This is a genomic window from Vibrio sp. Vb0888, assembly GCF_033338835.1.
Classification (GTDB): Bacteria; Pseudomonadota; Gammaproteobacteria; order Enterobacterales; family Vibrionaceae; genus Vibrio; species Vibrio alginolyticus.
In genome coordinates this window covers 1-1,833 of record NZ_JAWOTL010000066.1, presented here as the reverse complement: position 1 = coordinate 1,833, position 1,833 = coordinate 1, and the positions used below count along the sequence as shown (strand labels likewise).

2 protein-coding genes and 1 pseudogene are annotated in these 1,833 nt (G+C 48.5%); 1 reads left to right on the top strand and 2 read right to left on the bottom strand.

Annotation, left to right across the window (positions count from 1 at the left end):
• Positions 1-120 (top strand): DUF3157 family protein (locus R7P72_RS23815; RefSeq protein ID WP_318110800.1); only part of this gene is annotated, 120 nt, incomplete at its 5' end.
• A gap of 67 nt (positions 121-187) precedes the next feature.
• Here the strand turns inward: R7P72_RS23815 and trhA are convergent.
• Both trhA and R7P72_RS23805 read right to left on the bottom strand, forming a co-directional pair.
• Complete coding sequence (gene trhA, locus R7P72_RS23810; protein WP_005461458.1) at positions 188-841, bottom strand: PAQR family membrane homeostasis protein TrhA; 654 nt, start codon at positions 839-841, stop codon at positions 188-190.
• 72 nt (positions 842-913) lie between these two features.
• Positions 914-1,720 (bottom strand): annotated as a pseudogene (locus R7P72_RS23805) (sporulation protein).
• Positions 1,721-1,833 lie beyond the last annotated feature (113 nt).

Below are 1,833 nucleotides of genomic sequence, written 5' to 3'. Positions count from 1 at the left end.
ATGGCGGATACCTACCTGCGACCACAGCAAGCAGAACAAGGTAAGAGCATTAAACTGGCCGTGCCGCAATCTCAGCAATACCAGTTTTCTGCCAAAGTGTTAGAAGTGAAAACTCGCTAATACGGGTCTGATATTCTTTGTCGAGCGTATCTTGCCACGCTGACGCGTGAGGCTTAGGTCGCTAAGTTTAGATAGGCTCGACAAAGTAATAAATCGCGAAGAAGTGACACACACAACCCGCTAAAACGAAGCCGTGCCAAATCGCATGGTTAAAGGGAATGCGCTTCGCTACGTAGAAAATCACCCCTAGCGAGTACACCAAACCGCCCACCGCAAGCAGCGTAAGTCCACCGATATCCAGATTGATCGCCAACTGATAAATCACAATCAACGACAGCCATCCCATCACCAAATAAGTCATCAGCGACAACTTCTTAAAGCGATAAACAAACGCGACCTTCATGATGATGCCGAGCAAAGCAATGCTCCAGATAACTATCATCAAGCCAAACGCAAGTGGCGTGCGTAAACTCACCAACAAAAATGGCGTGTAACTGCCAGCAATAAGCAGATAAATAGCGCAATGGTCGAAGGTTTTCAGCCAGCGTTTCGCTTTAGGGTGAGGGATCGCGTGGTACAGCGTTGAGGCTAAAAACAGCACAATAATACTGGAGCCGTAGATCGCCATGCTTGTCACGGTCAATGTGTCAGCTTGGTGGTTTGTCGCTTTGATTAACAACAGGATTAACCCGACGATGCCGAAAATCATCCCAATACCGTGCGTGATGGTGTTGGCAAGCTCTTCACTTTGACTGTATTGAGGTTTCTGCGGTGAGGACATCAATGCGCCTATACTAGAGTTTGGAATATTCGCTCTAGTATGGCACATTAAGCGTACACGTGTAAGCTAAAATTAAGACTCGTGAATCGCGGTCGTTTGGTCGAGGTAATTGAGGACAAGCTCACCCACTTCTTCCAGGTTTGTTGTCACCGGAATACACAGTTCGCGCTTGAGTTTTCCACTGCCGAGCAAGCTGGCAAGCATACCGCGAGAGCCACTGCGAGTGCGGTCAATCTCAAACCAAAGCTTGAGGTTTTGCTCATCGCGATGCGCGACAAACTCTAACTCGCGCCATACGCCATGATATGGGCCATCAGTGGGCACCATTTCAAACTCTTGTACAAATGGCAGTTCGAAACCTTTTACCTCTTCGCATTCGACTTGGCGAATACGCAAGCCTTGGGCTTCAAACGCTTACCATATTGCATCCTGAAGTGGTTCCGGTCGAACTGTGATAATGGCTTTGGCGGTAGGGTCAAGCGCCATCGCCACTTCTAAGCCGGTTTCTAGCCAGACTTTTGCATCGCCGATGGTCACTGGCGTGTTCCAAGGCACGTCGAGTTTGACGTCGAAGGTGCGCTCTTCACCAGGATGAATCGTAAAGGCGTACGGGAGATTCCATTTCGCCAAGACATGCGTTTGCGGTACTCGACGCATGCTGTGCCCTTCTCGCGCACCACGGTCGTCCGGAGCCTCTGCGATGTAGCGGCAACAAAGCTTCATATCGATATTATCGATCGCTTGTTCTGTCGCGCCACCATAAACGTGAATAGAAACATCCACACTTTGACCGGGATAAAGCACATCCTGATTTAGAATCGAATCTACCTTAGCGCTGCCGATCCCAAAGCTCGCAAGTGTCTTCTTCAAAAATGACATATGCACCTCCTTTGTCGAGATCTCATACTACTGCTGATCATGGGATCAAAACAAATTTTTGCGTCGATCCGAGCGACAAAATAACAAAATCGAGAGAATTCAATTGCTCAACT

Bases quoted from the DNA above. Each gene is read 5' to 3' on its own strand.
- trhA (WP_005461458.1), bottom strand. From the start codon at position 841: ATGTCCTCACCGCAGAAACCTCAATACAGTCAAAGTGAAGAGCTTGCC.